Source organism: Aminobacter sp. LjRoot7 (assembly GCF_964252895.1).
In the GTDB taxonomy this organism is placed as follows: Bacteria; Pseudomonadota; Alphaproteobacteria; order Rhizobiales; family Rhizobiaceae; genus Aminobacter; species Aminobacter aminovorans_B.
Genome location: NZ_CAXUPX020000010.1, coordinates 13,138 through 34,903, shown reverse-complemented (window position 1 = coordinate 34,903; position 21,766 = coordinate 13,138). Strand labels below are relative to the sequence as shown.

Below are 21,766 nucleotides of genomic sequence, written 5' to 3'. Positions count from 1 at the left end.
CTTACGGCGGTCGTTGCTTTGACCGCACACTAGCGCAGTCTGCTAGCTACCAAAAAACGCGCCGCCCGAGCACTTGAGGCGGCGCACATATTCCAGTTCTATTCGCGGCGGCTTGGCCGAGCGACGAGCGCACTCTAGCACATTCAAGGGGTTTTCCCACGGGCAGAAGACCGGATTTTCCCGCTTGGGAGATCCATGAAAGTTTGTGTAAGTTGCTGTTTTACAAGGGAAAAATGGTGCCGCTTAGGTGACTCGAACACCTGACCCCATCATTACGAATTTTATCACGACGTGTTTCCCCCGATGCGCCTCAAGTTTACCCATTCTTGATTCAGCAAGATAAATCAATGTATTGCTCCTTTATCTCATTTACCGGGGCTTGACGGGAGCGGCGCAAATTTGATTTCAGTTGGTTCCGCCGTGGTTCCGCCGTTGGACCACATCTTCCGGGACTGATGGGGTCATGCTTTGCCGAAGCTCACCAAGCGCATTGTCGACGCACTCGAACCTGACCCGTCTGCCGAGCGAACGGTCTGGGATACGGAGCTTAAGGGCTTCGGCGTCCGTATGATGCCGAGCGGAGTGGCTTCCTACATCGTCAAGTATCGTACTGCCGAGAACCGGCAACGCAAGATGACCGTTGGGCGGGTTGGCACGTTGACCCCAGAAGAGGCGCGCCAGCTAGCGCGCGAGCGTCTGACCGACGTCAGCAAGGGCGGTGATCCCTCCGCCGAGCGCAAGCAGCTTCGCAATACGGCAACGCTCACCGACGTCTGCGACAACTATCTGGCGGAGGCGAAAGCCCGGCTCAAGCCGAACAGCTATTTGACCAACAGCAGCAACGTCAACGTCCATATCCTGCCCCTGCTCGGCAATCGATCGATCGCCAGCATCACGCGCGCGGACGTGACCAAGATGCAGGCCGATATCATTGCAGGAAAGACTGCCAAGATGAGGAAGGGCAGGGGCGGGAACACGACAGGCGGGCCGTCTGCAGCGCATCGAGCGACCGTCATGTTGGGCGCGATCCTTGAGTATGCCAGGAGCCACGGCGCCATCACAGAGAACGTCGCATTCGGCGTCCGTAAGCCGAAGACGAACAAACAGAAGCGCTACCTGAACAACGAGGAGATCGGCGCTCTGGGCAAGGCCCTCGACGAGGCGCATGTAGAGAGCGCGGTCGCGGTCGCAGCTGTGCGGTTCCTGCTGCTCTCCGGATGCCGGCGCATGGAGGTGCTGTCGCTGCCGGTCAAATGGATCGACATGCCCAACGGCTGCATTCGCTTCGGCGATACCAAGACGGGCGCGCAGATCCGTCCTATCGGCCAGAAGGCATTCGACGTGCTCGACGAGGTCGACAGCCGCAACGGCTGGGTATTCCCGGCCGAAGTGGGCGACGGCCACTTCGTCGGACTGCCGAGGGTCATGGCCAGGTTGTGCAAGGCTGCAAAGCTGGAAGATGTGACGATCCACGTCCTACGCCACACGTTTGCGTCCGTCGCGGCAGGCATGGGGTATTCGGAGTTGACGATTGCTGGCTTGCTCGGCCACTCGGTTCCCGGCGTCACTGCGCGCTATGCCCATGTCGCCGATAGCGCTCTTGTTTCGGCGGCGAACGCGGTCTCCGAGCGCATCGCATGCCTGTTAAGGGGGCAATGACTTAATCGCTCCACGGCTCATACGGCTCGTCTGGATCCCCCCAATTCTCTTCATAGCGTTTACGTAGGTGCGCCACGATCAGCGCTTCTGCACCTGACGGGTCAGCGAACTTAAGCTCATTCAACCGGAGGAGCTTATAGGCCATGTCCGCACGCCCCTCCTTGAAGTAGTCGATTGCGGTCCAAGTATAGTTTCGATCCAGCTTGCCAAAAAGGCCCCGGTCGATTTCCCTCGCGAGATCCGAGGTTTCAATGCCATTCTCGGACGCTCGCTTCCAGCGTTCATGTCGTGACGTGAAATCTTGCATCCGCAGAAATGAAGGGCTTAGCGTGCTCGACCTGGCCTGGTTGAACTCGATTCCACTGGTCAATCGTTCCGACAGCTTGTCGAGCGCGGCAATTAGCCCTTTACGATAGGGAAGGCTCTGAGCAGCCTCTGCCTGATTAATCGCCTGATGGACTCGGTCAATCACTTCAATGATGTCTGGTTCCGGCGGAAATACCTGTTCCAGCGCCTGCACGATCTCAGCATTCATGGACCGACCGTGACGTTCGGCTGAGTTCTTGATGCGGTCGCGCATGCCGTCTGGCAGGCGAACAATCACCTTGTCCAGATTTCGACTCTCCGACTCTTGGGCCATGCGGGAACTCCTTTGTCCACAGATATGGCCATAGGCCAACTTTGCGCTTGCGACAATGTCGGCCTTAGGCCATATTGGCCTTAGGCCATATCTATTAAGGAGGCGTAAATGACACCCAGTCGGGAGGCCGACAAGTACATCATTCGTTTTCCAGACGGCATGCGTGAACGTATTCGCGAACGCGCGGCAGCAAATCGACGGTCAATGAATGCTGAGATCGTCCACTACCTCGACCGCGCGCTGGATGCGCAGGAAGCAAAAGGCCCGGCAGAGGCGGCAACCTCTCCGAGCCATGTCACCCACCAACTACCGGCTTAATGGAGTTTGATCAGATGATGACTGAACATATCACCGCTGCATCCGCATTGGCAAGCAAAGGCGACCCGCTGGCGCCAAGAGGGCCACTCACTTGCTCGATCGACATGACTGCCCTGCGCAGCATGAGCATGCTGGAGCTTCGAAATTTCCGATCCGTCATGCACTCGCTGGCTGACGTTCTCTGCGGCCTGTGCAGTCAGCCGAGGTTCTTTGAAGCCGAGGAATACAACAAGGCCGGGAAAGTCATCGACTGCATTCTCGATTTCATCGGCAGCTACGAACAGGCCGCTGTGAACGTCGCGGTCGCCACAAAGCCGGGGGATGCCGCAAGCGCGGAAAACAGAGCTTGGACCATCATCAGCTTCGAGGCTGATATGGCCGATAATCTCGCCGAGATCGCTGTCCTCGCGACCGAAGCCATCCGAGACGTTGCGGCTTTGGGCCGGGCAAGGAGCGCAGCATGAGCCAAGCTGTCATCAACCAGACGCACGTAACGAAATCCTACCACCTGCTCGAACTTCTCTGTGTGCTCGAACACGCAAGCCGCAACATTGAACACGTCGGCGCCCATGAGAACGACGCTGCCAACATGGGCCGCAGTATCGCGTTCACGCTTACATTGGCGTCGGAAATTGCCAGTGAACTCCACGACCTGATCGAGATCAACGCTAGGGGTGCGTCCGGCTGACCAGGTTGAGAGGAAGGCAAAAGGTCAAAACGGCCTTAAACTCCCCGGAACTTTCGATGTTCAGGGAAGTTGAGATGAAGGCAACAGGGTAAAACTCGGCCCGTAGCAGTTGGTTCCGCCCCCTCAGATATTTCCTCGTGGAGCTTGATCAAATGGCACTACGTCCTCGTCTCCGCCGCAAAGATGTCCCGGCATACCTGGCGGAGAAACACGGCATCGACCGAGAGGACATTGACGGCGTCATGCGCCGTGTCCGCGATGATCTGGCGATCAATGCCCGCGGGTGCATCTGGGTCAGATATGAGGCCAAGAGCAAGGACAGCGGACTGACTGAGCGGGCTTGTATCGAGCACAAGAACCGCCGCGATTTCGCCCACGATCCGGCGCGCGAATGGAAGGAGGTCGGTTGGGTCGCCGGCCGCGCCTGGATGACGCGCAAGGAGATGCGTCTGCGCTTCCAGAAGACATCAGGCAATGCCTACACCGGGGCATCCTTTGCCAAGCAGAAGGACGACAAGAACAAGAGCGACGGCAAGCTCAAGGCCGGTGTCTGGGAAATCTGGTCCAAGACCGAAAACAAGGTTGTGTGGGTCACGCCAGGAGTTGACGTCGTGCTCGACGAGAGCGAGCCGCACCTGTCGCTGGAAGGTTTCTTCCCATGCCCGCAGCCGGCCTATGGCACGGTTGAGCCGAACAGCCTCGTCCCGGTGCCTGACTTCCTGTTCTACAAGGATCAGGCCGAAGAGGTGAACGAGCTCACCAACCGCATTTCTGCGCTAACCTTGGCGCTCAAGGTGCGCGGTTTCTATCCGTCCGGTGCCGGCGAGTTGAGCGATGCCATCGAAGCGGCAATCAAGTCGGTCGATGACCGCAAGGTGCTGGTCCCGATCTCGAATTGGGCAGTGACGGGCAACGGGTCACCGAAAGACACCATCGTCTGGCTCCCGCTCGACATGGTCGCCACGACGCTGACCCAGCTTATCGCCCTGCGAAAGCAGTTGATCGACGACATCTACCAGATCAGCGGCCTGTCGGACGTCATGCGCGGTGCGACCAACCCGAACGAAACACTTGGCGCGCATCTGAGGGTGCCGGCGGCTAACAAGATCATCCATATGGGCCGATCCGTCTTCCTTGCGGCCCGCGCCTTCATCGCCAAGCTGTCGATGTCCACCGACTATCAGGTCTCGTTGCCAGCCGCTCCGGCTTCGACCCCGGACAACACCCTGTTCGACGAATGGGACAGTGGCCTGTGGGACGTCATGAAGTGGGATGGCAGCTCCGAAAAACGCATTTCGACCCGCTGGGGCTCAATCGGTCGGGCTGGTTTCGTGGCGGCGCCGCAGGTGCAGGTGACGTGCGGCGTGACGCCGACTCCGGACGCAGAGCTAGTGGCGATCGATATCACCTATGAAGTTGGCGCGGTGGTTGTCTGACCATGCGGATGCTGTTCGGCTGTGACGACCAGGTCGCGCGGTTCGTCGCGGACATGATCCCCGGATGTGAAACGGGTTTCGGCAATTGCAAGGCAATAGGCGTCGTCGACGACGAAACCGGCGAGTTGGTGGCGGGGATGGTCTTCCATGACTGGCAGCCCCGGCCAGGCCTGATGCAGATATCCAGCGCATCGACGACGCCGCGGTGGCTCACTGCCGAGGTGAGACACAAGATGTTCTCATACCCGTTCGACGAAGTCGGCTGTCAGATGGTCGTCCTTCAGGTTTCAGCCGCCAACGAGCGCATGGTCCGCATCGCCAAGGCCTTCGGCTTCACCCCGCATTTCATCGCTCGCATGCGCGGCCGCAACGAGGACGGGTACGTCTTCACGCTGACTGACGATGCCTGGCGGAACAGCAAGTTCACGAGGAAACATCATGGGCAAGCCTAAGCCTCCAACACCTCCGGATCCGAAGGAAACCTCGGCAGCGTCGACCGGCACGAACATCTCTACCGCGATCGCCAACTCCTGGCTGAACAACGCCAATCAGGTCACGCCCGACGGGAAGATCACCTACACCAAGACAGGTGAGGAGCAGATCACCGATCCATATACCGGCAAGACCTACACGATCCCGAAAACGACCGTCACGACCACGCTTTCGGAAACCGCGCAGAAGATCAAGGACCAGACCGACGCGGCCCAGCTCAACCTGGGCACCTTGGCCAACAAGCAGTCGTCATTCCTCAACGACTATATGGCCAAGCCCTTCGACGGCTCGAATGAGGCGGTCGAGGCGCGCCTGATGGAACTCGGGCGGAAGCGCCTTGATCCGATGATTGCGCAGCAGGACGAGGCCCTGCGAACGCGTCTGGCCAATCAGGGCATCATGCCCGGATCGGCAGCCTATGATCGCGCAATCCAGCAGCAGGGGCAGATCACCAATGACGCTTACAACTCGCTGTTGCTTTCCGGCCGCGGGCAAGCGTTTGCCGAGGCAAAGGCCGTTCGTGACCAGCCGATCAACGAGATTTCGGCACTGCTCTCCGGTTCGCAGATAGCGAGCCCGCAGGCACAGGGCTTCAACGGCGCGACGATCCCGACGACTGACAATGCCGGCCTCATCAACGAAAACTACAATCAGCGCATGAACGGCTACAATACGCAGATGGCTCAGCGGAACAGCATCCTGGGCGGTCTGTTCGGCCTTGGCGCCAATCTGATCAAGTTCTCCGACAAGCGCCTGAAAACCGACATCAAGAAGATCGGCAAGACCAGCGACGGCCAGCCGCTCTATGCCTATCGATACAAGGCGGGCGGCCCTATGCAACTCGGCCTGATGGCTCAGGACGTCGAGAAGAAGCACCCCGAAGCGGTCATCAGGACGCCGAGCGGGTTCAAGGCCGTCGATTACGGCAAAGCGCTGATGCTGGGGGCATAATCCATGGCACTGTCCTTCATCTTCGATGCGTCCAAGGAAACGCCCCAGAGCCTCGCCAAGAAGCGCGCCGTCGCTGAGGCGTTGGCCGGCCGCTCACGCGCACCGCAGAACATCGGCGAGGGCCTGACCGCCCTTGGTGAAGCCCTCGGCTATCGGATGATGATAGCGGATGTGGACAAGGGCGAGGCTGCTGGCCGCGAGCAGGCCGCGGCGGCCATGGCACCACTGCTTGGCGCCCGCACGTTCCCTGACGCGCCACACACGACGGGCACTCCGGGCGCCGGCTCGACAGTCAGCGGTGCTGAAGCGCCTGATATGGACGGAAACCAGATCTATTCCGAGTTCATGGACAGCGTGAAGAAGGGCGGCGTCGACAACCCTTACGCCCTTGCTGCCATTGCGGCGACCGGCAAGGCCGAAAGCGGGTTCTCGCCGGGCAATGTGTTCAGGACGTGGAGCGATCCGAGCGAAAGCGGGCAGGCTGGCACTGCAGGCGGCATCATGTCTTGGCGCGCTGATCGACTGGCCAAAATGCAGGATTTCGCCGCGGCGAATGGCGGCGACCGTGCGCGGCCGAGCCCGGCATTGCAGGCGCAATTCCTGCTGCAGGAAGACCCGAACCTTATTCAGTCGCTTCAGAGCGCCAAGAGCGCTGAAGAAGCCCAGCGCTTGATGAACAATGCCTGGAAGTTCGCTGGCTACGACAGGCCCGGCGGGGAGACGGCGCGCCGTATCGGGCTGGCAAACTCTTTCGCTTCCCAGTTTGCCGGATCACCGGCACCGGTTCAGGTGGCGTCCCTCGATCCGACCGCAGGCATTGCCGAGGCAACCGCCCCTCAGACTGTGCCGCCGATGCCTGAAGAGTACGCCAAGATCGGCCTTTCGCAGGGCTCATGGGCGCGCATGAACGCCCCTGACAGCGCTCCGGTGGCAAAGCCTGCCGCTGCGGCTCAGCCGGCAACCAAACCGGCGGCTACGTCGCCGGCCGCGCAGCGCGTGCTGGCGGCGATGATGACCCCTAAGCCGTTGGCTTACGCACCGCAGGAGGCCAAGCCTTCGGCATTTCCTCAAGTGACCGGTGCGCTTGAGAAGGCCGCAGCACCAGAAGCACAGCCGACCCCGGCAACGGCTCGAGTTGCGCAGGCCCTTGGCGGGGCAGAGGCCTATCGTGGCACGGCCATTGATAGCGACATGCCCGGCCATGCGCCGCTTCAACCTGGCGAGGCCGGCCCGACCCTGCAGCAGCTTATGCAGGCGGCTTCCGATCCGTGGCTGAGCGAGCAGCAGCGCGGCATGGTCAACATGATGATCGAGCAGAAGATGCAATCGGCCGATCCGATCAGGCAGCTTCAGCTTCAGAAGCTCCAGAAGGAGCTGGGGACGCCGCAAAAGCAGTGGCAGAAGCTCGACGACGGCACGCTGTTCGATCCCGCCACGGGCGAAACCAAACATGTCGGAAAGTCCACCGGTGGCCCCTTCCGCTTCGAGGGCAATTCGGTCGAGGCGCAGTCTCTCAATGGCCTCATGGACAGCGGCGCCCTTACCCCTGAACAGGCGCAGCAGCTCGGTGCGGGCAAGACCATCACCAATCCCGCAGACGGGTCCGTCATGTTCATGACGCCTCAGGGTGTGTTCGGCCAAGCCGCACCCGGTGGTCCGGCAACGCCCTTATCCGGCCGCAGCTTCGACCACAGTTGCCGGATTGGTCGAGCTCGCAACAGATGCAGAGGCCCAAGCGAAGGCTGACATCACTCGCGCGCTGACACCTTCGAACCTCGCTGCGCTCGGAGCCTCGACCACCTTTGCAGGCCTCGTCGAGCTTGCTACCGCCGCAGAGGTCTTGACCGGCACTGATACCGCTCGCGCTCCATCCGTCGCAACGATGGGCAGTCATCAGGGCGTTGCGAAAGCTTGGGTGAACTTCAACGGTACAGGCACCGTCGCGATCCGAGACAGCTACAACGTGACCTCGATCACCGACAACGGAACCGGCGACTATACCGTCAATTTCGCGGCCTCAATGCCGTCAGTAAACTATGTCGCGTGTGGTATGTGCCGACCAAACACCAACGGCAGGGCCACCATGGAGATAAATACGACCGTTGATCCGACTGCCTCTGCTTTTCGGTTTACTACCAACGCCTTCAGTGGGATTCAAACCGCTGCGGATTCTTCTTGGGTTCTTCTCAGCTTCTTTGGGGATTAATGCTCATGCGTCGAATTATTTTCCCCTCCGGTGACGGAGTGGCCGTAATAGCCCCGGCGGAGAAGATCGGTCTACCGATCGAGGAGATCGCCAGGAAAGACGTCCCCGCCGGTGTCCCGTATCGGATCGTCGACGCCTCAGACATCCCGGATGATCGCAGCCAGCGCGAACTCTGGGCCGCTGATTTCAGCCAACCTGACGGACATGGCATCGGCGCTGCAGCCTGGTTTGCCGAGCAGGAGGCAATAGTTCCCGCTGCTCAGGCCGAAGACTCGGAGGAAGGCGAATGAACGTCATCACAATCCATCCGGCGCCTTTGCCTACCCTGGCTGATTACAAAGCGGCTATTGAAAGGCTGCTCGATGCGCGGGCGCAGGACCGACGCTACGACAGCGCCGTGTCCATCACGACCTATGTGGGAAGCACCAATGCGGCATGGGCAGCCGAGGCGGCAGCGTTTGTTGCTTGGCGCGATAGTGTCTGGACGTATGCCTATGCCGAGCTTGAGAAGGTGACTGCAGGACTTCGCCCGCAGCCTACTGTTGCGGATTTTCTCGCTGAGTTACCGGCGATGTCCTGGCCGGCGTCGGCTTGATGCCGAGCCACGCCTTGACCTTCGCCCGCACCGCCCTTCGAAACCGTTTCCAGGGTGATTGATAGGGTTTCTCGGCCAAGCTGTCCGGGGGCCAAGGTGGTTGCCTTGAGGTGAACTCTCGCCCGAAGGTCTCCCTCAATGCGGCCAGTACCGGCTCGGAATGCCGAGGGTCGATGTGGACATTATTGTCCGAAAAGCGCGGCTGGATTGATCCATCGGCATTCGCATAGCCATCGTGAAAATCCACGAAGGGAACGCCCATTGAGGCCATCCTGGCATTCATCCGGTCCCTGACGGCCTTCGTGTCAGCACGGCACGCCTCTGCGTTCTCATAACCGTCGTATTCCAGATAGGCTGGATTGAATGGTACGAGACTCGCCAAGGCGACAGTGGCCGGGCATTTGGCCCTGAAGTGCTTCAGGGCAACTTCAAACCTGCCTAGAAGCGCTTCCGCCTCTTCTAGCGAACTGCGCGCGTTCAGTCGCGCAATCCGTGGCACATGAACCCGGCTGTCAATCTCTCCCAATGAGAGGATGAGCACGTCCCCAGCCTTAGGGCGGCAGTTTTTCGGTAGCAGGGACGCAATGCCGTCACGGGCGGCGCGGTGCATAGTTACTGGCCCGCGCCAATAGATCTTGGCCTCAGCCACGCCGGCAAAACTATAGAGCGAATGGCTGTCGCCGAGCGTCATGAGCGTCATAGCTCACGGATACATCGTCAAGCGAACTCATTTCAACAACCTCTTCGCACACCCATAAGGAACTGGCCATGTATGCACGCTATCTCCTGGTGGCGCCGCTGTCGCTCGCCTTCAATCTGTTCGTGATGCTGACTGCGCCGATCTGGGCGGCATGGGCAGCAGTCGCGAACGTTGAACGGCTTCCTGGCGTTTTCGCCTACGTCCACACCCATGACGACGACATCTACGGTTTCGTCGACAAGCCGTCGACGATCTGGGGCCGCTTCAAGACCGCGTGTTGGTGGCTCTGGCGAAACCCCGGCTATGGCTTCGACGCTTATGTGCTCGGCTTTGATGCGGCTGGCGTTCTGATCGTCTCTGACAGCGGCGTGGTCGACTTCGACCAGGGCAAGACAGTCTCGCGGCTAGTGGTTCTGCTCGCTGCCAATGGGCGCCGATATTTCTCCTACCGTCGCGACCAAATGCTGCCTGGCAATCGGTTCGCGAAAATCTGGATCGGTTGGCACTGGCACGCCAATGACGGTCGCCGGCACATGATCAAGGTCATGTTCAACCCGTTTCGCCGGGTTTCCTGAAACTCCACACATCTGAGGATATCAAAATGGACCGTAGCAAGTTCTACGCGGCCTTGCGCTCGCGCTCGTCTGGCGTGTTCGGAACGTCGCTTTCACAAAGCCAGGTCAGCGGCACGGAGATGGTGCTGGGCGAGGCTCAGCGCCGCGGAACGCCGCTCCGGCATCTCGCCTACATCCTGGCCACTGACTACCACGAGACGGCGCACACCATGCAGCCTGTCCGCGAAATGGGCGGCGAGAAGTACCTTCGCTCCAAGCGCTATTACCCTTGGGTGGGCGAGGGGCTGGTGCAGGTCACCTGGGAAGAGAACCACCGCAAGTTCGGCGCCACCGCACCGGGCCAGATGATGACCTGGCCGATTGCCTTGCGCGCGATCTTCGACGGCATGACCAAGGGCATGTTCACGGGCAAGAAGCTCGCCGACTACATTAGCGGCGAGAAATGCGACTACGTCGGCGCCCGGCGCATCGTCAACGGCACTGACCGGGCGGACGACATCGCCCGATACGCAGAGACATTCGAGGGTGCCTTGCGGGCGTCCAACTATCTCGGCGTAGCGCCGCAGCCTCGTCCCACGATCCCGGAAGTCACCACCCCAAAACCCAGCGTTCCCAAGGCCTCCGAGCCGAAAACGCCCGATGTGGTCACCACCCCCGCCGAACCCGCCAAGGGCTTGGCCTTCTTCCTCCAACTCATCGGTAAGGCATTCGCCGCGCTGTTCTCCCGCAAAGGACACTGACTATGCGCAAGTACGCGAAATTCTTCGTCGCACTGTTCGGCATCGGGGCGCTCATCGGCCTGCGTCACTTCGAGGTCGACATTCCTGGTCTCGATGCGGTCGTCCGCGATCTGATCGTCGGCGCGCTTGTAGCCGGCGGCGTGTACCAGATCCCCAATCAGTCGGCAGATCAGTGACATGACCATCCTTGGCTTCCTGATCTCCAATCCGACGCTGCTGGCGATCATGGGCGGCGTGGTCGCGGTCCTCGTTGCCTACATCAAAGGCGGCATGGACACTGCCAAGAAGGAACGCGCGAAGCGTGAGGCCGAAGAAGCGAAGGCCCGAGACATCGTCGACGAGGTGCAGTCCGACGTCGGCGCCATGTCCCCAGATCAGGTGCGCGCCGAGCTCGCCAAGAGGACACGGCCATGAAGCGCCGGCTACTCGACCTCATCGTCAAGATCATGCTGCTGATCGTCGTCCTGACCGGCGCGGCCGCATGCACCACTGCACGAGGCAGCATGTGCCTTGGCCCTGACCTCCGCTATCGGCAGGAGGTCTACGACGCCATGAACGAAGCCGAAGCAGTCCGGCATCTGGCAGCACTCAAGATGCGCGAAGAACTATGCGGGAGGATGCCATGACGTCGACGGACAATAGCGACGCCGACCTGCGCGCGCGCGTCACGGCGCTGGAGCACTGGCGAACTCAGCGGGAGATCGCCGAGGCCCGCAAAGATGAGCAGTGGAAGCACATGGATCAGCGCTTTACCGACCTCGACAAGAAGATCGACGGGCTCAACGGCACGCTCACATGGATCGTCCGCCTGATCATCGGCGGCATCATCTCGGGCATTGTGGCCTTCATGCTGTCGGGCGGCTTCCGCGCGCTCTGAGTATTTCGGGAACAGGTCGCTCCGGTAACCGTTTCACAAGACCCTTCGCCCTACAGTGCCAGTTGGAGGCCACATGCTGCGTCTAGTCGTAAATGCCCAGGCCAAAGAGAAGTTGGTGACGGGCACACGTATGCCCGCCACCGCTACGTCTGAACTGGATCCTATGAACCCAAACCGCCGAGCAATGATCCTGCTTGACGATGCTGCGTGTTCAGAATTGGCTGCCAGTAGGCGATCATCGCGATTTCTTCAGCCCGCCGCAGATCAGGATTGCTCTGGGTGTGACCCAGAACCCGGATTGCGCCGGCCTTAACCGCGTCGTCCCATCGGTCATGGCATGGGATGCGTGTTGAAAGATCGTCTGCGATGCCGATGTAGACGGGGAGCCAACCATTCGGCGTCAGTTTCGCAAACATGTAGTTCCCCGGCTCCTTCTTGATGCTGACTGCGTCAGAAGGATTTTCGAGGAACCAGTAGCGAAAGGTGCCCGAATGACTGGGCCAGTCGATGTAGTCTGCTGTCATGCTAAGTGCTCCTTTGAGCGATGAGCAGCAGAAGCGAGATGTGACTTGACAGCCAAACGCGAATAAGGCTTACGTCGGGCTGCTAGCAAATCCGGCCTCCACTGCTTGAGGCTGACTAAAAAATCGGGTCAATGGGGTGTAGAAGACCTCATTGGCCCGTCGCTTTTTGTGGACGAAATTACGGCCACCCCTACTGCATGGGGTGATTCAATCACACATTGCAAGTGCTATTTTGTTCCCCGCGCGTTCGCAGGCTGTTCCTGTGGATTGCGGGTGCAAACCAGGACGCGCATCGCCCCGCTGCCGAAAGGTGGCGGGGCCTTTTTGTCGACCACAAGAGCGAACTCCGTTGTTCTTGGCGCAGGTAATTTGGCATCGTTGGCGGGCGTCAGGACGACCGGCATCCGGTCATGGATCGTCGCCACCGCAGCCCGCCAGTTTACTGGTCGAGCATGGACACCATCAGAAAGCCTATCATGAAGGCCGTTACGCCGATGGCGCATGGATGGCTGAAATATAGTCTCGATCTGTTGCTGTGTTCGTCGTCGACGTCGTTGCGGTACGACTTGATCCCGCTTTCCTTCGAGAAGTCCCAACCGTTATTGCGATAGAAAGTGATGTCTTTCCAGAACCTGTAAACCAGGATGGAAAGCATGATCAGCAATATGATCAACGGAACTATGCGTGGCGACATTTTTCGCTCGATGGCACGTGTTCGGATTGGATATGTCACTTGCTTATCAGTTAAGAAGCAGACGCCCGCCAGCTTCGGCTGCGGGGCCTTTTTTGCGTTCAGGCGCTCCCATCCACTTCGCCGTCTTCCTCAAGCATCGGCACAGGCAGATAGGCGCCCTTTTCCAGCCATTCGCGTACGACACGGCGGAGCAAATCCTGCTTGTTCATCTGCAGATAGGTCGAGAGGTCGGTAATCGCCACGGCAACATCGGGATCAAGCGTCAATCCCTCAGTGTTGCGCAACCTGAGTGCGGCCCGTCGCAATATGATCTGCAGATCGGCACGGTTGATATCCGCGATCCGGTTAGCTGCGTCTTCGAGCTCGTCGGCGAAGTCTATGCGGCTGGTCATATGAACCAGCCTATCCGTACCGGAGCGTATTTCAAGGCAGTCCCCTAGTTGCTGCAAATTGCGTCCAGCAGCATCGACATGAGCTTGGGGCGAGCCTGCTGTTGCAATGTGACGTCCGTAATGGAACCTCGGTGGAGGCTCGGAGTTTGGAATATGCACAACCGTAGCTGTTTCGTCCCTTTCAGCTACAAATCCCAGTAACTAAATGGCCTGCCGGCAGACTCATAGGCAGGCCTTTTTTATGTGGTATCAGACCTCGATCACGGTCCTGTCGGCAATGACAAGCAGCGTCTGCTAGGTACCACCCTCGGTCACCGTCGTAGATTTACTCAAGGCTATGCGAGCACACATTCCCGTTGCTGCCTCGGGGAACCGAAACCCATCTATCGAATTATTAGGACACCCGGTTCGAGGCGGGTAACGTGGTGAACCCTTTCAACCACGTCTGAGGGATAAGGGCCTGCCGAGGCAAAGCGGCAGGCCTTTGTCTATGTTGGAACCATTCGGCCGCTTCGGAATTGTGATGCCTGGAGCGTGCGGCAACCCCTCGGTACCACGCTCCGCAGCGGGCCTGCCGCTTCTCATCCAACCAGAGGCGGTAGGCCTTTCGGCGAAAGCCTCAAGAGGATTCCCTTAGCTCCCAATCGGGCACTGGTGCCTTATGCGCGCCTGATCGTCGTGGGTGCCGCTACGTTTTACTCGCGATTAACCAAAGCCGTGTGACATTGGCTTGGCGGTTAAGTTCTCAGTACCGTGTCCTTGTAAGCCGACCCAATGCCCCGCCACCGCAAGGTCGCGGGGCTTTTTGTGCTCCGGGAACCTTTAGGCCCTTACGATGTTTGCGGCTACCGGAGCTGTTGCTACTTGTCCGTGTTTTGCTAACTGAACTCTTGGCAGACGCATTGCCTCCGCTGGCTACGGCTAGTGGGGGCGCGCGCTTTCGAGTCGATTACGCCTTTGCCGTGCGAGGTGCACGCTTAACTTGCCTCGCTGCAGGCTGTGCGGCCGATCTGCGACCAAGCCCGAGTTTCTTCGCCAGATCTGATCGTCTTGCAGAATACGCGGGAGCTACCATCGGATAGTCGGCCGGCAGTGACCATTTTGCGCGATATTCGTCTGGTGTCAGCCCGAAGTTGCTGAGATGCCGCTTAAGGGTCCGGTACTGCTTACCGTCTTCAAGGCTGATGATGTAGTCCGCGGTGATTGTCTTCTTGATGGGCATCCGAGCTGTTAGCTCTTGCTTCGGTTCGGGTTGCGCCCGAAGCCTGCTGATGCTGGAGTGGATCTGAGCAATCAATCCCGGCAATTCAGCAACCGGTACCGGATTGTTCGAGACATAGGCCGTCACTATGTCGGCGGTGAGTTCGATGAGATTACCCGTCGGCTTCGGCAACAGTTCGGTCATAGATTTCTCCAACTCCAAGACTGGCGAACGCATTCGCTTAGGTGTCTAAGTCTGCAATAGTGCTCATTGCTTCGCTATCGCAAAATTGTGCGATTGACGTAGTCTCGTTTGGTTGTCCCGCTCCCCCGGCAGATCGGCTGTAGCTTCCAGTACGCGCTTCGCATCCTGTAGATGGACGCCACCTATGAGCCTCGCTGCGCTACGAGGCGTCCTATATCCAAGCCACTCGTGAACCGTCCTAATGTCGACGCCGGATTGAACGAGACGCGCTTCACATGAATAGCGAAGAGCAGACGGCGGTAATGTAACGGCTACCGCGCTACGCGTTTGCGCTGCATACCAATCGTTTCGGTAGCGCTTCAAATTGACAGTTGAAAAAGGCCCCTTTGGCAGTGTCGGGTCAAATGCAAGCGCTATTGAAGCACGCGCCGTGAGCGGAATGGTGCGTTGGGCCCGCCCCTCCGCCCAAAATGTCACATAGCGATGGGTAATATCGGACCACCGCAATGCCATCGACTCCCCAATCGTGGCTCCAGTGTCGGCAAGGAACGCAGAAAAGCGGTAAGCGAGCCTGTCTATTCCTTGCAGCGTAGAAAGAACCTCGTCGATCTCACTTGAGGATAACGTATTCTTGTTTCCAACTGATTCTGGTAACCGCCTTATTATCGGCAATCTATCGACCAAAGACCGCTCAAATGCCCCTTTCGCCAATGTTCTCAAAAAGGACATCTTGCGGTTAATTGTTGCCGAGGAATTGCCACCCTCTCGCAAGAGTCTCACAATCTGATCGGTAGCCATGGCCGTCGCAAAAAGCCCGCTATGACCGGCGAGGGTGTCTATTTCCTGGATGGCAAGTGTAGCGTTGTATTGGTGAGTTTTGTTCGGCCACAGATCGCCCTTTAGAGTATGGAGCAGTACGCGCAGATCGCCTTCACCTGATACCATGAGGCCCTAGTTGCTCCGCGCCAAATGAGTTAAGCCGATGACTAAGTCTCGTATTTTCAGATAGGAGAATCGTCATTGGCCCCAAGTGTCAAGCGCACCGACCAGGTCACCAAGGAAGACCTCAGCGGGCTGGTGGCCGCAGAGGTTGAGCAGCTTTTGGTCCGTCTCGATCCAGATTTGAAGCGCCCGGCGCTTGTCAGCGCAGCTAAACTGGCTGGTGCAGCCGCTGCCTCTTTTGTGGGGTTGTCGTTGAAACGACAGGCTGCCCTTAGCAGTTCTCTCGATGTCGCTGCGGATAAACTCAACGAGTTCATTGAGGAATTGGCAGGAGAAGCTCGGCAGGACATTCTTGCATTGCCCGCTGCCGAGGAAAATGGCTTGGCTGTTAATTCCGTTCTACCCGCCAATCTATCGGCGGCGGTCACTCTTCACGATTGGGTCGGACCGTCCGCAGGTCCAACCTTTCTGGAGGAACATTTCGGGATACCACGGTCGACCCTTCATCGTTGGCAGCGTCGGAACGAAGCGATAGCCCTTCTCGCCGGCGGCAGAAGGCACGTCTTCCCGTTAGCTCAGTTTGTTGATGGGCGTCCTGCAACTGGGATTTCTCATGTGACGGAAATAATCGGCCATCCGCGGTTGGCCTGGTACTGGCTCAGCCGACCATGTGAGTCGTTGGCCGGCTACTTGCCGATTGACCTTCTAAAGATGGACCGGGTGGAAGAGGTCGTTCAAGCTGCTACAGATTATGCACGCAGCTTGAGCCTACGGGCTAACCAACATTTGGACCCCTAGCCCTCCGGAGACGATCTTGTGCGCTCCAGCGCTTGCACGCATGATTCGAGACTGCCTGTGTCCGCATATTGCGCGTAGCGCATGGTCATCGCTAGAGACCGTAGGCCAAGCCACGTCTGTACGGTTTGCAAGTTTATCCCGCCTCTGACCAACCGGACAGCGCATGTGTGGCGTAGTGACATGGGCGATAAGCCGGGGTCGCTTATCTCTGCTTCTTGCCTGGCGCTGTTCCAGACGGTCCGATAATCGCCCAGGCTTACGGATGAAAAAGGTCCGCCAGTGCTCAAGCGGCGACGCGACAAAATTGTTGCTGCCCTTGCAGTTAACGGTATCGTCCGGCCAAGCGCCGACTTGCTTTCGACGAAAGTTACAGACTGTTTGTCAATTGCAGGCCACTGTAGCGCCGCAGCTTCGCTAATCCGCGCGCCAGTGTCTAACAGAAACACCGACAAATCGAAGTAGAGTTCCGAACGAAGTCGGATTGCTGCGAATAGAGATGCCTCTTCACTCGACTCAATTATCCGAGTTGGCGGGAAATCGCCGCGCGCGGCACGCGTCGCTGAAAAGTTATGCAATTCAACCATTGGACCGCCGATCTGCTCGATCGCTGAACGATTAGCCGAATCCGTAAGTTACTCAAGCTATCAAATCAAACGAAAACGGCCCGCAATCCGAAGACTGCGGGCCGCATCTAAATCAGCTTGAGGACTGATTAGAACGAAGCGTCGAGACGGAGGAAGCCGTTGAACGAGCCGTCCGTGAAGCTGTCGCCGTCGTCGTAGTTGACAGCCAGCTTGGCGTTGAGGTTCTCAACGATCGTGTAGTCGATGACCGCACCGATCGACCAGTCGTCGTTGCCGACGTCGACGGTAGCGAGGCCGGTGCCATCCGGGTTGAACGTGCCGAAGTGGCTGTCAGCGAAGTACTGACCACCGAAGCCGACTGCCAGCTTCTCGTTGACCTGGTACTTCAGGTAGCCGCCGACCGACCATTCGTAGCCAGCGTAGAAGTCAGACAGGCCGAACCAGGTGGCGCCCGACTCGTAAGCTGCGAGCAGCTCGAGGGTCAGAGCGTCGGTTGCCTTGATCTTGGCGATACCCTTCAGAGCGAACTCCGAGAAGCGATCGTCATAGGCAGCGAACAGGTCGACAGAACCCCAACCCTGAGCGATCGAGACCTTACCGGTCACGAGCGGCACGTAGTCGAAGTTGTTGTCTTCTTCTTCGAGGCCGACCGACACTGCGATGCCGTTGCCGGCGTCGAAGGTGTAGCGGATCTGCTGAACGAAGTCGCCGCCGCCGGCATCGAACTCACCCGACAGGTCGCCGTCGAACAGCGTGTCGTTGCGGCCGATCATCAGGCCGCCGAGTTCGAAGTAGGCATAACGAACCGAGAACGTGCTGGTGTCCTCAACGAACGGATAGTCGCCGCCGTTGTTCGAGCCCTGGAATTCGATGTAGCGCTTGAAGGTGCCGTATTCGGTTTCCGAACGGGCATCGAACTTCAGGCGGAACAGGGCGGTCTTGCGCCAACCTTCATCTTCGTCAGCCCAGTCGATCTGGTAACGAACGAGGCCGCCGATCTTGAGGCAGGTCTCGGTGCCGGGGATGTAGTAGAAGCCCGCGCCGTAAACGTCGCAGATGCGGACGTATTCCATGGGTTCCGGCTCAGCGACGACGACAGCGTCGGCCGCACGAGCACCGGAGACTGCGAGCAGAGCCGCAGCGGAGCCGAGAAGAAGGCTCTTAATGTTCATTTTCTGACCTCCAGTCAAAAGTTTCAAAAGAGGGTCTGGGTATTTTTTGCTGAAGGACAGCGTTCCCTGCCCCATCCCCGTTTGAAAAAGATGCGCACCGCGCTCCCTCTTCGACCCCGACATTACCCATGAGCCGCTGAGGTTCAACAACCAACGTGCCAAACGTACACGTCACGTTGCGCTATCCATTTCTCGTGTGGCAGAAAAGCCACGATTAGAGGGGTGCCAGTAAGGAACTGTTAATTTGTAGCGTCCGTAGAGCGCTAGAATCCCGCGCAATCCCGGTGCTTAGGCTGGAATCATATTGATTCTGGAACCGGACGTCCTTCTGAGGAAGCTGACGTCCTTCTGAGGAAGCTGACGTCCTTCTGAGATAGACTTTCAAGCTCAGCACTCAAGAGGGCGGCCATACTCCGGTACACGTCGTTGCGTGGGATTGCTTCGACCCCATGTGATTCAGACGAGGTGGAGGCCTTGGCCGAGCATTGGCCGATGCACTTGCTCCACCATGTTAGCGAAGTGTCGTTCTGGCTGTTCTTCCATAAGGGTGACCGCTTTGGCCACAGGTTGATCGCCATTGGGGAGCCTCTTCATTTGCTCCCAAAGCACCTGCTTGCGCTTTTCGCGCCATTTTCATGATTCATTCGTTGTGAATCGGGGAAGCGTCGGCTGGGTGCATGACCCGAGCGCTCACCCGGCATGCACGCCGGTCGTTCCTGCCTATGGCGTGCCCAAGCTGGTTCCGCCTTGGTTCCGTGAGGTTGCCGGCTCTTGGCGGCTTCGTTCGCCGACATGCCGGAAGTGCTTGAATTTATTGGGAATTCTTGGTGCCGCTTAGGTGACTCGAACACCTGACCCCATCATTACGAATGATGTGCTCTACCAACTGAGCTAAAGCGGCTTCCAGGCTTCGCGACCCGAGGGGCGCGAGCAGTGAGCGCGTGATAACTTCATTGCGCGCGGATTTCAAGCGGCCTTTGCAGGGTTTTGACAAGAGGCGAACATGTCGCCGCCTGTCGTTGCGGAAGGCAGTCGATACCGCTCAGCCGGCGATGCGCGCCTTGGCCGCGGCGTATTCGCTGGCGAGGCGGTCGACCAGTTCGGCTGTTGGCACGACTTTGTCGACGGCGCCGATGCCCTGGCCGCAGCCCCAGATGTCCTTCCAGGCCTTGTACTTGCCGGCTTCCTCGAAATCCATCTGGCTGGGATCGGAGACGGCGAGGTTGTCGGGGTCCATGCCGGCGGCGCGGACCGAGCCCTTGAGGTAGTTGCCGTGGATGCCGGTGAACAGGTTGGAGTAGACGATGTCGGCGGCCTTGGATTCGACGATCATCTGCTTGTAGTCGTCGCCGGCACGCGCCTCCTCGGTAGCGATGAAGGGCGAGCCGATATAGGCGAGGTCGGCACCCATGGCCTGTGCCGCGAGCACAGCACCACCATTGGCGATGGCGCCCGACAACAGCAGCGGGCCGTCGAACCACTGGCGGATTTCCTGGATCAGGGCGAAGGGCGACAGCGTGCCGGCATGGCCGCCGGCGCCGGCCGCCACAGCGATCAGGCCATCGGCGCCCATCTTGATCGCCTTGCGGGCGTGGCGGTCGTGGATGATGTCGTGCAAAACGATGCCGCCATAGGAATGGACGGCCTGGTTGACCTCCTCGACCGCACCAAGCGACGAGATGACGACCGGCACCTTGTACTTCACGCACAGGCGCAGATCGTGCTCGAGCCGCTTGTTCGACTTGTGGACGATCTGGTTGACGGCGAAGGGGGCCGCCGGGCGGTCGGGATTGGCGGCGTCATGGGCAGCGAGATCTTCGGTCACCTGAGCCAGCCATTCGTCGAGCTGGGCCTCGGGGCGGGCGTTGAGCGCCGGGAACGAGCCGACAACGCCGGCCTTGCACTGGGCCAGCACCAGCGGCGGATGCGAGATGATGAACAAGGGCGCGCCGACGACGGGAACACGCAAATTCTTCTTGAGGATGTCAGGCAATGCCACGCGTCTCTCCCGGCTCTCGATTTTGACGTTTCCGTAAACGTCACTCCATATAGCAGATCGGGCGGGATCGACAATGCACGAGTCCGGGCACCAGTCCCCGAGGCCCCGGTCTGGCATTAGTCGCGGACATCCGCTGCGAGGCGCTGGTTGTTTTGCCGGCCTTGCCGGGCATTGCACCCATTTTTGGCCGACATTTCGCTAGCGGTGCCGTTGATTGATGCCTTTTCTGCCGCTAACCATCTGGCAACACAGGCGCGTTGCGAGGAACATCGGTTGGATTCGATCGAAAAAGCGATCCGGAACGCTTTCGAAAAAGGCGATCCCGAGAATCGCGAGTTTCGCGAAAAGGTCTATCGCGCCGCCTTCGGCGCGCTCGACCGCGCGCTCAAGGCCAATCCGGCGATGACGGTGGAGGCGGCGATCGGCCGTCGCAAGTCGCTGCAGGCAAAGATCACCGAGATCGAATCGGAATTCATGCCGGCGGCCCCGTCCGTCTCGCTCGGGCAGGCAGGTGCGGCCCCTGCGCCGGAAATCTCGCTCAACGGCAATGGTGCCACCAGCGCGCCGTCGGTTTCGATCGGTGCGCCGGCGGCGGGTGTTACGCCCGTCGTGCCCGACATCATGCCCGATGCCGTGTTGCCCGGCGGACCGCCGGTCGAGATCACAGAGAAGCGCAGCCGCGCGGAGCGGCGCGCCGCCGATCGCGCCAGCGCGCGGGCCGAGCGGCGCCGGCCCTATGCGGCGATGTTTTTTGCCGTGACGCTGCTTGCCATGGGCGGCATCGGCGCCTGGTGGGCGGTGCAGACCGGCCAGTTCAAGTCGGCGGCGGAAATCGACACTTCGGTGCACAATCCGCCAAAGCAGCTCGAAAGCGAGGATTTTTCGCCGACCGACGCTGGGCCGGCGCGACCGGGCGAGGTCGACCAGTCACGCAACTGGATCACCGTGTTCACGCCGACCGACCCAACCGACGTCAGCGCGCCGAGCGGCACCTCGGCGGAGGTCGCCAAGGACGACACTGGCAGCTTCCTGCGCATCCGTTCGGGCAACACCGGCTCGGCGATCGTCTTCGACGTCGGCCGCGGCGTGCTCGAGCAGATCGCCGGCAAGCATGCGGTGTTCGACATCATCGCCCGTGCCGAGGACGGCAAGGAAACGCAGATGGCCGTCGACTGCAATTTCGGCGAGCTCGGCGACTGCGGCCGCAAGCGCTACCTCGTCGGCTACCAGCGCGGCGAATACCTGTTCGAGATGGACGTGCCCGACAAGCAGCCCGGTGCCGCCGGCACCATCGCCATCAACTCGGACCTGACCAAGGAAGGCAAGGCCGTCGACATCTATGAGATCAGGGTGTCGGTGACGGAGTAGCGATGGCTTCG

The 21,766-nt window shown here is 59.5% G+C and carries 29 protein-coding genes and 1 tRNA gene; 19 read left to right on the top strand and 11 right to left on the bottom strand.

The window, feature by feature from the left end:
* Window positions 1-468 precede the first annotated feature (468 nt).
* A complete protein-coding gene (locus ACSQ3E_RS23860; RefSeq protein ID WP_436124562.1) occupies window positions 469-1,659 on the top strand; it encodes a tyrosine-type recombinase/integrase in 1,191 nt (396 codons plus the stop codon).
* Window position 1,660: 1 nt separating this feature from the next.
* Here ACSQ3E_RS23860 and ACSQ3E_RS23855 read toward each other — a convergent pair whose 3' ends face one another.
* Window positions 1,661-2,299 carry an Arc family DNA-binding protein gene (locus tag ACSQ3E_RS23855; protein ID WP_436124561.1) on the bottom strand — a complete coding sequence of 213 codons (639 nt, stop codon included), beginning with the start codon at window positions 2,297-2,299 and terminating at the stop codon, window positions 1,661-1,663.
* Between the two features lie 108 nt (window positions 2,300-2,407).
* Here ACSQ3E_RS23855 and ACSQ3E_RS23850 point away from each other — a divergent pair, with 108 nt between their 5' ends.
* From ACSQ3E_RS23850 to ACSQ3E_RS23805, 10 genes are all read left to right on the top strand, one after another.
* Window positions 2,408-2,617, top strand: coding sequence for an Arc family DNA-binding protein (locus ACSQ3E_RS23850; protein WP_436124560.1), 210 nt, complete (start codon window positions 2,408-2,410; stop codon window positions 2,615-2,617).
* Window positions 2,618-2,634: 17 nt separating this feature from the next.
* Entirely contained in the window at window positions 2,635-3,081 is a 447-nt protein-coding gene (locus ACSQ3E_RS23845; RefSeq protein WP_436124559.1) for a hypothetical protein, read from the top strand.
* The gene (locus ACSQ3E_RS23840) at window positions 3,078-3,305 is read left to right on the top strand and encodes a hypothetical protein (protein ID WP_436124558.1); all 228 of its coding nucleotides are present in this window, start codon (window positions 3,078-3,080) and stop codon (window positions 3,303-3,305) included. Before ACSQ3E_RS23845 ends, ACSQ3E_RS23840 begins: the two co-directional genes overlap by 4 nt.
* Before the next feature lie 152 nt (window positions 3,306-3,457).
* Window positions 3,458-4,741 carry a hypothetical protein gene (locus ACSQ3E_RS23835; protein ID WP_436124557.1) on the top strand — a complete coding sequence of 428 codons (1,284 nt, stop codon included), beginning with the start codon at window positions 3,458-3,460 and terminating at the stop codon, window positions 4,739-4,741.
* 2 nt (window positions 4,742-4,743) lie between these two features.
* The gene (locus ACSQ3E_RS23830) at window positions 4,744-5,193 is read left to right on the top strand and encodes a GNAT family N-acetyltransferase (protein WP_436124556.1); all 450 of its coding nucleotides are present in this window, start codon (window positions 4,744-4,746) and stop codon (window positions 5,191-5,193) included.
* Entirely contained in the window at window positions 5,180-6,184 is a 1,005-nt protein-coding gene (locus ACSQ3E_RS23825) for a tail fiber domain-containing protein (RefSeq protein ID WP_436124555.1), read from the top strand. The genes ACSQ3E_RS23830 and ACSQ3E_RS23825 overlap by 14 nt, the downstream gene beginning before the upstream one ends.
* A gap of 3 nt (window positions 6,185-6,187) precedes the next feature.
* Window positions 6,188-7,930, top strand: coding sequence for a phage tail tip lysozyme (locus ACSQ3E_RS23820; RefSeq protein ID WP_436124554.1), 1,743 nt, complete (start codon window positions 6,188-6,190; stop codon window positions 7,928-7,930).
* Window positions 7,887-8,390: a hypothetical protein gene (locus tag ACSQ3E_RS23815; RefSeq protein WP_436124553.1), complete on the top strand. Its 504-nt coding sequence runs from the start codon at window positions 7,887-7,889 to the stop codon at window positions 8,388-8,390. Before ACSQ3E_RS23820 ends, ACSQ3E_RS23815 begins: the two co-directional genes overlap by 44 nt.
* A 5-nt stretch (window positions 8,391-8,395) precedes the next feature.
* Complete coding sequence (locus ACSQ3E_RS23810; RefSeq protein ID WP_436124552.1) at window positions 8,396-8,680, top strand: hypothetical protein; 285 nt, start codon at window positions 8,396-8,398, stop codon at window positions 8,678-8,680.
* Window positions 8,677-8,985: a hypothetical protein gene (locus tag ACSQ3E_RS23805; protein ID WP_436124551.1), complete on the top strand. Its 309-nt coding sequence runs from the start codon at window positions 8,677-8,679 to the stop codon at window positions 8,983-8,985. Before ACSQ3E_RS23810 ends, ACSQ3E_RS23805 begins: the two co-directional genes overlap by 4 nt.
* On the opposite strand, the gene ACSQ3E_RS23800 is transcribed toward ACSQ3E_RS23805, so the two are convergent.
* Window positions 8,927-9,676 carry an SGNH/GDSL hydrolase family protein gene (locus ACSQ3E_RS23800; RefSeq protein ID WP_436124550.1) on the bottom strand — a complete coding sequence of 250 codons (750 nt, stop codon included), beginning with the start codon at window positions 9,674-9,676 and terminating at the stop codon, window positions 8,927-8,929. The genes ACSQ3E_RS23805 and ACSQ3E_RS23800 overlap by 59 nt on opposite strands.
* 77 nt (window positions 9,677-9,753) lie before the next feature.
* Between ACSQ3E_RS23800 and ACSQ3E_RS23795 the strand changes: the two genes are divergently transcribed.
* The 6 genes from ACSQ3E_RS23795 to ACSQ3E_RS23770 are packed head-to-tail and all read left to right on the top strand — an operon-like array spanning window position 9,754 to window position 11,877.
* The gene (locus ACSQ3E_RS23795; protein WP_436124549.1) at window positions 9,754-10,260 is read left to right on the top strand and encodes a DUF7338 family protein; all 507 of its coding nucleotides are present in this window, start codon (window positions 9,754-9,756) and stop codon (window positions 10,258-10,260) included.
* A gap of 26 nt (window positions 10,261-10,286) precedes the next feature.
* Window positions 10,287-11,000: a hypothetical protein gene (locus ACSQ3E_RS23790; protein WP_436124548.1), complete on the top strand. Its 714-nt coding sequence runs from the start codon at window positions 10,287-10,289 to the stop codon at window positions 10,998-11,000.
* A 2-nt stretch (window positions 11,001-11,002) separates the two neighbouring features.
* Window positions 11,003-11,176: a hypothetical protein gene (locus tag ACSQ3E_RS23785; protein ID WP_436124547.1), complete on the top strand. Its 174-nt coding sequence runs from the start codon at window positions 11,003-11,005 to the stop codon at window positions 11,174-11,176.
* 1 nt (window position 11,177) lies between these two features.
* Entirely contained in the window at window positions 11,178-11,414 is a 237-nt protein-coding gene (locus ACSQ3E_RS23780) for a hypothetical protein (RefSeq protein WP_436124546.1), read from the top strand.
* Window positions 11,411-11,626: a hypothetical protein gene (locus tag ACSQ3E_RS23775; protein ID WP_436124545.1), complete on the top strand. Its 216-nt coding sequence runs from the start codon at window positions 11,411-11,413 to the stop codon at window positions 11,624-11,626. The genes ACSQ3E_RS23780 and ACSQ3E_RS23775 overlap by 4 nt, the downstream gene beginning before the upstream one ends.
* On the top strand, window positions 11,623-11,877 hold the full coding sequence (locus ACSQ3E_RS23770) for a hypothetical protein (RefSeq protein ID WP_263007209.1): 255 nt from the start codon (window positions 11,623-11,625) through the stop codon (window positions 11,875-11,877). Before ACSQ3E_RS23775 ends, ACSQ3E_RS23770 begins: the two co-directional genes overlap by 4 nt.
* Before the next feature lie 161 nt (window positions 11,878-12,038).
* Here ACSQ3E_RS23770 and ACSQ3E_RS23765 read toward each other — a convergent pair whose 3' ends face one another.
* The 5 genes from ACSQ3E_RS23765 to ACSQ3E_RS23745 all read right to left on the bottom strand — a co-directional run bounded on the left by ACSQ3E_RS23765 (window position 12,039) and on the right by ACSQ3E_RS23745 (window position 15,837).
* Window positions 12,039-12,401: a hypothetical protein gene (locus ACSQ3E_RS23765; RefSeq protein ID WP_436124544.1), complete on the bottom strand. Its 363-nt coding sequence runs from the start codon at window positions 12,399-12,401 to the stop codon at window positions 12,039-12,041.
* A 439-nt stretch (window positions 12,402-12,840) separates the two neighbouring features.
* Complete coding sequence (locus ACSQ3E_RS23760; protein ID WP_436124543.1) at window positions 12,841-13,095, bottom strand: hypothetical protein; 255 nt, start codon at window positions 13,093-13,095, stop codon at window positions 12,841-12,843.
* Window positions 13,096-13,193: 98 nt separating this feature from the next.
* Window positions 13,194-13,487, bottom strand: a complete 294-nt coding sequence (locus ACSQ3E_RS23755; protein ID WP_436124542.1) for a CopG family transcriptional regulator — start codon at window positions 13,485-13,487, stop codon at window positions 13,194-13,196.
* A gap of 949 nt (window positions 13,488-14,436) precedes the next feature.
* Window positions 14,437-14,892, bottom strand: coding sequence for a MucR family transcriptional regulator (locus ACSQ3E_RS23750; protein WP_436124541.1), 456 nt, complete (start codon window positions 14,890-14,892; stop codon window positions 14,437-14,439).
* Window positions 14,893-14,955: 63 nt separating this feature from the next.
* Window positions 14,956-15,837 (bottom strand): hypothetical protein, encoded by an 882-nt coding sequence (locus ACSQ3E_RS23745; RefSeq protein ID WP_436124540.1) that lies wholly within the window; start codon window positions 15,835-15,837, stop codon window positions 14,956-14,958.
* Between the two features lie 75 nt (window positions 15,838-15,912).
* Here ACSQ3E_RS23745 and ACSQ3E_RS23740 point away from each other — a divergent pair, with 75 nt between their 5' ends.
* Entirely contained in the window at window positions 15,913-16,632 is a 720-nt protein-coding gene (locus ACSQ3E_RS23740; protein ID WP_436124539.1) for an antitoxin Xre/MbcA/ParS-like domain-containing protein, read from the top strand.
* On the opposite strand, the gene ACSQ3E_RS23735 is transcribed toward ACSQ3E_RS23740, so the two are convergent.
* The 4 genes from ACSQ3E_RS23735 to ACSQ3E_RS23720 form a co-directional block, all read right to left on the bottom strand.
* Complete coding sequence (locus tag ACSQ3E_RS23735) at window positions 16,629-17,216, bottom strand: site-specific integrase (protein WP_436124538.1); 588 nt, start codon at window positions 17,214-17,216, stop codon at window positions 16,629-16,631. The genes ACSQ3E_RS23740 and ACSQ3E_RS23735 overlap by 4 nt on opposite strands.
* Window positions 17,217-17,344: 128 nt before the next feature.
* Complete coding sequence (locus ACSQ3E_RS23730; RefSeq protein ID WP_436124537.1) at window positions 17,345-18,388, bottom strand: porin; 1,044 nt, start codon at window positions 18,386-18,388, stop codon at window positions 17,345-17,347.
* 825 nt (window positions 18,389-19,213) lie between these two features.
* A tRNA-Thr gene (locus tag ACSQ3E_RS23725) sits at window positions 19,214-19,289 on the bottom strand.
* Window positions 19,290-19,430: 141 nt separating this feature from the next.
* Window positions 19,431-20,387 carry an NAD(P)H-dependent flavin oxidoreductase gene (locus ACSQ3E_RS23720; RefSeq protein WP_310329692.1) on the bottom strand — a complete coding sequence of 319 codons (957 nt, stop codon included), beginning with the start codon at window positions 20,385-20,387 and terminating at the stop codon, window positions 19,431-19,433.
* Window positions 20,388-20,660: 273 nt separating this feature from the next.
* On the opposite strand from ACSQ3E_RS23720, the gene ACSQ3E_RS23715 reads away from it, so the two are divergent.
* A complete protein-coding gene (locus tag ACSQ3E_RS23715) occupies window positions 20,661-21,755 on the top strand; it encodes a hypothetical protein (protein ID WP_436124536.1) in 1,095 nt (364 codons plus the stop codon).
* Window positions 21,756-21,766: the final 11 nt, after the last annotated feature.

What these genes read in the sequence shown, in the direction of transcription:
- ACSQ3E_RS23855 (WP_436124561.1), bottom strand. Translation starts at nt 2,299, where the DNA reads ATGGCCCAAGAGTCGGAGAGTCGAAATCTGGACAAGGTGATTGTTCGC.
- ACSQ3E_RS23850 (WP_436124560.1), top strand. Translation starts at nt 2,408, where the DNA reads ATGACACCCAGTCGGGAGGCCGACAAGTACATCATTCGTTTTCCAGAC.
- ACSQ3E_RS23845 (WP_436124559.1), top strand. Translation starts at nt 2,635, where the DNA reads ATGACTGAACATATCACCGCTGCATCCGCATTGGCAAGCAAAGGCGAC.
- ACSQ3E_RS23840 (WP_436124558.1), top strand. Translation starts at nt 3,078, where the DNA reads ATGAGCCAAGCTGTCATCAACCAGACGCACGTAACGAAATCCTACCAC.
- ACSQ3E_RS23835 (WP_436124557.1), top strand. Translation starts at nt 3,458, where the DNA reads ATGGCACTACGTCCTCGTCTCCGCCGCAAAGATGTCCCGGCATACCTG.
- ACSQ3E_RS23830 (WP_436124556.1), top strand. Translation starts at nt 4,744, where the DNA reads ATGCGGATGCTGTTCGGCTGTGACGACCAGGTCGCGCGGTTCGTCGCG.
- ACSQ3E_RS23825 (WP_436124555.1), top strand. Translation starts at nt 5,180, where the DNA reads ATGGGCAAGCCTAAGCCTCCAACACCTCCGGATCCGAAGGAAACCTCG.
- ACSQ3E_RS23820 (WP_436124554.1), top strand. Translation starts at nt 6,188, where the DNA reads ATGGCACTGTCCTTCATCTTCGATGCGTCCAAGGAAACGCCCCAGAGC.
- ACSQ3E_RS23810 (WP_436124552.1), top strand. Translation starts at nt 8,396, where the DNA reads ATGCGTCGAATTATTTTCCCCTCCGGTGACGGAGTGGCCGTAATAGCC.
- ACSQ3E_RS23805 (WP_436124551.1), top strand. Translation starts at nt 8,677, where the DNA reads ATGAACGTCATCACAATCCATCCGGCGCCTTTGCCTACCCTGGCTGAT.
- ACSQ3E_RS23800 (WP_436124550.1), bottom strand. Translation starts at nt 9,676, where the DNA reads ATGACGCTCGGCGACAGCCATTCGCTCTATAGTTTTGCCGGCGTGGCT.
- ACSQ3E_RS23795 (WP_436124549.1), top strand. Translation starts at nt 9,754, where the DNA reads ATGTATGCACGCTATCTCCTGGTGGCGCCGCTGTCGCTCGCCTTCAAT.
- ACSQ3E_RS23790 (WP_436124548.1), top strand. Translation starts at nt 10,287, where the DNA reads ATGGACCGTAGCAAGTTCTACGCGGCCTTGCGCTCGCGCTCGTCTGGC.
- ACSQ3E_RS23785 (WP_436124547.1), top strand. Translation starts at nt 11,003, where the DNA reads ATGCGCAAGTACGCGAAATTCTTCGTCGCACTGTTCGGCATCGGGGCG.
- ACSQ3E_RS23780 (WP_436124546.1), top strand. Translation starts at nt 11,178, where the DNA reads ATGACCATCCTTGGCTTCCTGATCTCCAATCCGACGCTGCTGGCGATC.
- ACSQ3E_RS23775 (WP_436124545.1), top strand. Translation starts at nt 11,411, where the DNA reads ATGAAGCGCCGGCTACTCGACCTCATCGTCAAGATCATGCTGCTGATC.
- ACSQ3E_RS23770 (WP_263007209.1), top strand. Translation starts at nt 11,623, where the DNA reads ATGACGTCGACGGACAATAGCGACGCCGACCTGCGCGCGCGCGTCACG.
- ACSQ3E_RS23765 (WP_436124544.1), bottom strand. Translation starts at nt 12,401, where the DNA reads ATGACAGCAGACTACATCGACTGGCCCAGTCATTCGGGCACCTTTCGC.
- ACSQ3E_RS23760 (WP_436124543.1), bottom strand. Translation starts at nt 13,095, where the DNA reads ATGTCGCCACGCATAGTTCCGTTGATCATATTGCTGATCATGCTTTCC.
- ACSQ3E_RS23755 (WP_436124542.1), bottom strand. Translation starts at nt 13,487, where the DNA reads ATGACCAGCCGCATAGACTTCGCCGACGAGCTCGAAGACGCAGCTAAC.
- ACSQ3E_RS23750 (WP_436124541.1), bottom strand. Translation starts at nt 14,892, where the DNA reads ATGACCGAACTGTTGCCGAAGCCGACGGGTAATCTCATCGAACTCACC.
- ACSQ3E_RS23745 (WP_436124540.1), bottom strand. Translation starts at nt 15,837, where the DNA reads ATGGTATCAGGTGAAGGCGATCTGCGCGTACTGCTCCATACTCTAAAG.
- ACSQ3E_RS23735 (WP_436124538.1), bottom strand. Translation starts at nt 17,216, where the DNA reads ATGGTTGAATTGCATAACTTTTCAGCGACGCGTGCCGCGCGCGGCGAT.
- ACSQ3E_RS23730 (WP_436124537.1), bottom strand. Translation starts at nt 18,388, where the DNA reads ATGAACATTAAGAGCCTTCTTCTCGGCTCCGCTGCGGCTCTGCTCGCA.